The organism is Clostridium sp. DFI.1.208 (assembly GCF_024463855.1).
GTDB lineage: Bacteria > Bacillota_I > Bacilli_A > Erysipelotrichales > Erysipelotrichaceae > Clostridium_AQ.
Genome location: NZ_JANGCA010000107.1, coordinates 1 through 6,231 on the forward strand (window position 1 = coordinate 1; position 6,231 = coordinate 6,231).

Annotated in this window: 6 protein-coding genes; 3 read left to right on the plus strand and 3 right to left on the minus strand. The window is 39.7% G+C overall.

Features of this window, described 5'->3' with window-relative positions; translation table 11 throughout:
• The first annotated feature begins 75 nt into the window (after window positions 1-75).
• The 3 genes from NE665_RS23015 to NE665_RS23025 all read left to right on the plus strand — a co-directional run bounded on the left by NE665_RS23015 (window position 76) and on the right by NE665_RS23025 (window position 2,686).
• On the plus strand, window positions 76-897 hold the full coding sequence (locus NE665_RS23015) for a PTS sugar transporter subunit IIC (RefSeq protein WP_117442211.1): 822 nt from the start codon (window positions 76-78) through the stop codon (window positions 895-897).
• Window positions 887-1,888 (plus strand): PTS system mannose/fructose/sorbose family transporter subunit IID, encoded by a 1,002-nt coding sequence (locus NE665_RS23020; RefSeq protein WP_117442212.1) that lies wholly within the window; start codon window positions 887-889, stop codon window positions 1,886-1,888. The genes NE665_RS23015 and NE665_RS23020 overlap by 11 nt, the downstream gene beginning before the upstream one ends.
• 285 nt (window positions 1,889-2,173) lie before the next feature.
• On the plus strand, window positions 2,174-2,686 hold the full coding sequence (locus NE665_RS23025) for a hypothetical protein (protein WP_238134627.1): 513 nt from the start codon (window positions 2,174-2,176) through the stop codon (window positions 2,684-2,686).
• A 765-nt stretch (window positions 2,687-3,451) separates the two neighbouring features.
• On the opposite strand, the gene NE665_RS23030 is transcribed toward NE665_RS23025, so the two are convergent.
• The 3 genes from NE665_RS23030 to NE665_RS23040 all read right to left on the minus strand — a co-directional run bounded on the left by NE665_RS23030 (window position 3,452) and on the right by NE665_RS23040 (window position 6,172).
• Complete coding sequence (locus NE665_RS23030; RefSeq protein ID WP_117442214.1) at window positions 3,452-4,126, minus strand: hypothetical protein; 675 nt, start codon at window positions 4,124-4,126, stop codon at window positions 3,452-3,454.
• Window positions 4,127-4,314: 188 nt separating this feature from the next.
• Window positions 4,315-5,361 (minus strand): PTS system mannose/fructose/sorbose family transporter subunit IID, encoded by a 1,047-nt coding sequence (locus NE665_RS23035; protein WP_117442215.1) that lies wholly within the window; start codon window positions 5,359-5,361, stop codon window positions 4,315-4,317.
• Window positions 5,351-6,172, minus strand: a complete 822-nt coding sequence (locus NE665_RS23040; RefSeq protein WP_233104963.1) for a PTS sugar transporter subunit IIC — start codon at window positions 6,170-6,172, stop codon at window positions 5,351-5,353. Before NE665_RS23040 ends, NE665_RS23035 begins: the two co-directional genes overlap by 11 nt.
• Window positions 6,173-6,231 lie beyond the last annotated feature (59 nt).

Genomic DNA, 6,231 nt, shown 5'->3' on the forward strand with positions numbered 1-6,231 from the left:
AATTATTCAAATAATAATTTATCAAAAAATTAAAAAAATCTTATCTTAAATCATTGATTTGAAAGGAGAAACAACATGGATGTAAATATCATTCAAGCTTTACTGGTGTTCGTATGGGCATTTATCATGGGAATTGACCAGTTCAGTTTCTTAGAATCATTATATCAGCCAATCGTTACCTGTCCTGTAATAGGAGCGATTCTTGGTAACTTCCAGCTTGGTATTGTAGTTGGTGGTGCTTATCAGCTGATTCAGATTGGTAGTATGCCAATCGGTGGAGCTCAGCCGCCTAACGCAATTCTGGGTGGTATCATGGCAACTGTATTCGCAGTTTCCCTTGGTATGGAAGCAACAGCAGACGGTGTCGGAGCTGCTATGGGTCTTGCGATTCCATTCGCAGTATTCGGACAATATGCTGTAACATTAACATTTACTATTGTATCCGGTCTGATGGCAAAGGCTGATGACTACGCTGCTAACGCAGATGTAAAGGGTATCCGTAACATCAACTTCATCGAAATGGGTATCTTGGGCTGCCTGTTCGGTGCACTGGCTGTAGCTGGTTTATACGGTGGTTCTCAGTTAGGTACAACACTGAAAGACCTGTCCTTCCAGTTCTCTTGGGTAATGGCTGGATTAGACGCTGCCGGTGGTGCTATGAAGTTTGTCGGATTCGCTATCCTGATGAAGGTTATGATGTCCGGCGAAATGTGGGGATTCCTGTTATCAGGTTTCGCTATGGCTGTTATTTGCAACAACCTGCCTGCAGTTTCCGGAGCAACTCTGCTTCTGTGTGCTTTCGTTGGTATCGCAATCGCACTGTACGATTACCAGATCAATACAAAGATCAAAGCAAATGCCGGCTCTAATGTAGGAGGTGTTTCTGATGGCATATAATATTCCTGAAAGATATAGTGATTTAACTCCAGCTCCTAAACTGGATAATAAAACACTGAATAAAATGGTATGGATGTCATGCTTCCTGCAGGCTTCTTTCAACTATGAGAGAATGCAGGCTTGTGGATGGCTTTGGGGTATGCTGCCAGGTCTTCAGAAGATTCATACAAACAAGGATGACCTGAAGGCTTCCATGGCACACAACCTGGACTTCCTGAACACTCACCCATTCCTGGTAACCTTCGTTATGGGTATTGTATTATCACTGGAACAGAACAAAGCTGAAACAGCTACCATCCGTTCCGTACGTATTTCTGCTGCCGGACCTCTGGGTGGTATCGGTGATGCACTGTTCTGGTTGACATTAGTTCCAATTACTGCTGGTCTTACTGCAAACATCGCAATGGAAGGTAACATTCTGGGTGCTGTATTGTTCCTGGTTATCTTCAATGCTGTACAGTTTGTAATTCGTTGGTGGTTAATGCACTGGTCTTATAACCTTGGTACAAAGGCTGTCACAATGCTGACGAGCAATGCTAAGGAATTCACTCGTGCTGCATCTATCCTAGGTATCTTCGTTGTTGGTGGATTGATTGCCGCTTACGGTACAACTTCACTGCGTATTTACGTTGGAGATCCTGCAATCAATATTCAGGGACTTTTAGATGGAATTCTGCCTAAGCTGCTTCCATTACTGATTACTCTTGGTATTTACACATTGATTAAAAAGGGCTGGACACCTGTTAAATGTATCCTTCTGATCCTGGTTACAGGTATCGTTGGTTGTGCATTCGGTATCTTTGCCGGTGACTCTAAAGCAATGGACGCTGATGGTAATACAATTCCTGGTGGCTATAATGCTGCTGTTAAATGGTATGAATACCCAGCACCTGCACCTGCTGAAAAGACTGGACAGCAGGCATACGATGCAATTCAGAGCGTTGTTGATCAGCTGAACAAAGCTGGTGTCAACGTAACAATGCCTGAATAGTTAAACGATTAGCAAAAAACTCTCTCATCCTACTTTAAGATACATGAATGTGTATCGAAGGAAAAAGATCATAGTGCTTCGGTTCTATGGTCTTTTTCTAAATATGAAAAGCGAGGTAGTCCTATGAATATATTAGCAGTAATTCTAGCAGCTGGTTTCATTATGTGTTTTCTCTTCTATCAGTTTATGAAAAGCCATGTTCTTAGCAATATCAGCAGGGCTATGCAGAAGCAGGATTATCAACAGGTAAGGCAGCTTTCGGAAAAGAAGCTTTATCAGAAATTGATGGGTGCATATGTCTGTGATTTGTATTTATTACGGGCTCTTTTAAATGAAGATGACGGTGATGGATTTAAAGAATATCTCATGGTAGTGCTTGATAAGCCTTATACGCTTGAACAGCGTAAGGAGATTCTTGATATATATTATTATCATTTTATTTTCAAAAAGGATCAGAAGTGGTCAGCAAAGCTATTGAAAAAAATTCAGGAAACAAACGATTTGAAATACATAGAATACAATACTGAAGCATATGAAGTAATGATTGAAGAAAAAACTGATTTACTGGACGATATGATTGCCGGTATAGAAAATAAAAAATATTCAGGGCTAGGTCTTGGTATTGCCGTGTTTATGATTGGAATGCAGTATTTACTTCTTGACGATAAAGAGAATGCAAGAACATATTTTTATAATAGTCTCAGCTGCTTTAGTGAAAAATCGTTTTATTATGCAAAGGCTAAAAGCTATGTGGATCAGTTGACAGATGAGCTGGGAGCAGATTCTCTGAATTATTAAAAGCATGGAAGGGTTCGTTTTTTATGTAAGCTTTTTGTCACGATTCTTGATCAGTTTTATCTCAGCAGGTGTAACAACACTTCATCTGCTTTTTTTGCTATACCCGGTATACTTTTTGAATTCATAAAATATGCTGATAATTTTGGATATACGCGTTTTGCTGTAATAGGTATTGAAGAGCATCCAATGCTTCCATTCTACCGTATTTAGGTAAACCAAAGTATGATGAAAGCTATATACTTATGGTTATGCAACGCATACTTAATCCTAGAGAGGTGAAAGAATTTTACTTAATCATATAAGCTGTTAGTTCATGCATAATCATTATTTCATTCTAAATCATAAAATATAAAAGCAGAGGTTGATACAGCATTTGCTTATATTACTTGCCAAATGATAAACCTCTCAGTATATTCATATAAGATAAAATTCAGCGCTTCCTAATAAAAAATCTGTAAATACAAAATAGTAAAAAAACCTGTAAATAGAGTGCTAATAAGACAATATTTGAAACAGATTCTTACTCACATTAAGAAATAAATGTATGGGAAATTGAAAAAGAAGAAATACATCCCTCCTGTAAAGATTTTGGAGCTTTGTTTCTTCTTTTTTACAGCTTCCTCCATTACCCGAGATCGCGGGAGAGCTTTTAAATAATAAAGTCTTCCTTCCCTTTTTTCACAAAAAAAGCAAAAACCAGGTATCGCATCTTACGATTTTCGCTTTCTTTTCATATTTTATTACTGAGAATTCTATGAGAAAATATCAATAATCCAAATCCGATTCATCCATATCCTCTGTCAGTTTATCCACCCATGCTTTTGCATGCGCGGCATAGATCGACTTCGCATGGAAACAGCTCAGACTATTGTAGAAGAAAATACGTGCATTCTTCAGATCATTCAAGTAATAATACTGCAATGCTGCCAGATATAAAGTGATTCCCAAGGCAAGTCCATGATATTTTTTATCATCAATTCCCTGAATCATATCCTCAAGTAAGTCAGTTTGTTTCAAAATCATGACCTTATATGCATTGGTGTTGTATGCGATATATGCTGCATCATTGGTTTCTTTGATTCGCTCCAACAGTTTTTCAGCGTACTCCGCATCCTCTTTAAATAAAAACTGATAATAATAAATATCCAGAATATCTTTTCTTTTCTCCAGAGAATATGGTTTATCCAGCACGAGGTCCAGATACTCCTTTAGCTCCTCAAACTGCCCGGCTTTGAAAAGAACACGCAGCATATATAAATCACACACATAAGGAGTCAGAATTCGCTGATTCAAAGACTTACTGGTAATACTGCTTATTGCAGTCTTATCATTCGCTGCCAGAGCTTTGTTCAAACTATTTAGCAGTTTGTTTTTTAAAATCTGGTAGGCGAGGATAAGTACACCGCCAATTACGATAATAGCTAATAAAATAGGGTTCATAAAATACCTCATTCCTTCATTGAAAACGGTACAAGAATATACATCTGATTCTGCAATGGAATACAGATACATTACGTACAGCGTTCAGCATTTAGAAAAAAGGTTTCCGAAGAAACCTTTTCCACGTATGAACTGTACGTTAAAGTAGAGAGAGCTTTTTACTATTTATCTATAATAGCGAAGTACTATTATTTCTGTTCGTAACCAGAACCACCGTAACCTAAGTCACCGATAGCTTTAGCTGTACCATCAATCTTAATACCCAGATCCTGCAGCTGCTTAACGATTTCCTGAGTTGCATGTTTCTGCTCGATAGCAGATGGTTCTTTTTCACCGCCATCGTAAGTGTACCATTCAACCAATGGGTTGTATCCACCAGCGATTGTGTTACCATCGTTATCCATAGCTTTGGAATCACCAGACCAGATACCGAATGCACAACCAACGATACCTGTAACCAGGATCAGAAGGATACATTTAACAGGTGTCCAGCCTTTTTTGATCAGCGTATAGATACCAAGAGTAATCAGTAATGGAATCAGCTTAGGCAGAATTCCATCAATCAGACTCTGAATGTTGATTGTAGGAGAACCAACAGTAATACGCAGAGAAGTAGCACCGTAGTTAGCAATCAGACCACCAACAACGAAGATACCTAAGATAGATGCAGCACGAGTGAATTCCTTAGCATTGCTAGTCAGCATTGTGACAGCCTTTGTACCAAGGTTATAAGACCAGTGCATTAACCACCAACGAACTACAAACTGTACAGCATTGAAGATAACCAGGAACAATACAGCACCCAGGATGTTACCTTCCATTGCGATGTTTGCAGTAAGACCTGCAGTAATTGGAACTAATGTCAACCAGAACAGTGCATCACCGATACCACCCAGTGGTCCGGCAGCGGAAATACGTACGGAACGGATTGTCTGTGTTTCCGTTTTGTTCTGTTCCAGTGATAATACAATACCCATAACGAAGGTTACCAGGAATGGGTGAGTGTTCAGGAAGTCCAGGTTGTGTGCCATGGAAGCCTTCAGGTCATCCTTGTTTGTATGAATCTTCTGAAGACCTGGCAGCATACCCCAAAGCCATCCACAAGCCTGCATTCTCTCATAGTTGAAAGAAGCCTGCAGGAAGCATGACATCCATACCATTTTGTTTAATGTCTTTTTGTCCAGCTGAGGTGCTGGAGTTAAGTCACTATATCTTTCAGGAATATTATATGCCATCAGAAACACCTCCTACATTTGAACCTGCATTATTTTTGATTTTCATGTTAACCTGGTAATCGTACAGTGCGATTGCGATACCAACGAAAGCACACAGAAGCAGAGTTGCTCCGGAGATTGCCTTGATGTTGCTGCAGATAACAGACATAGCGAAACCTGCAAGCAGGAATCCCCACATTTCGCCGGACATCATAACCTTCATCAGGATAGCGAATCCGACAAACTTCATAGCACCACCGGCAGCGTCTAATCCAGCCATTACCCAAGAGAACTGGAAGGACAGATCTTTCAGTGTGACACCTAACTGAGAACCACCGTATAAACCAGCTACAGCCAGTGCACCGAACAGGCAACCCAAGATACCCATTTCGATGAAGTTGATGTTACGGATACCCTTTACATCAGCATTTTCAGCACAAGCATCAGCTTTTGTCATCATACCTGACATAATAGTGAATGTTAATGTAACAGCATACTGTCCGAATACTGCGAATGGAATTGCAAGACCCATAGCAGCTCCGACACCTTCTGCTGTTGCCTCCATATTCATAGAAACTGCGAATACAGTCGCCATGATACCACCCAGAATTGCGTTAGGCGGCTGAGCTCCACCGATTGGCATACTACCAATCTGAATCAGCTGATAAGCACCACCAACTACGACACCTAGCTGGAAGTTACCAAGGATTGCCCCGATAATTGGACACAATACGATTGGCTGATACAATGATTCCAAGAAACTAAACTGGTCAATACCCATAATGAAGGCAACAACGAATACCAGTAAAGCCTGAATAATATTTACATCCATGTTGTTTCTCCTTTCAGATTATTAAAGATAATTGTAAGCAAATTGTTATTTGAATAATT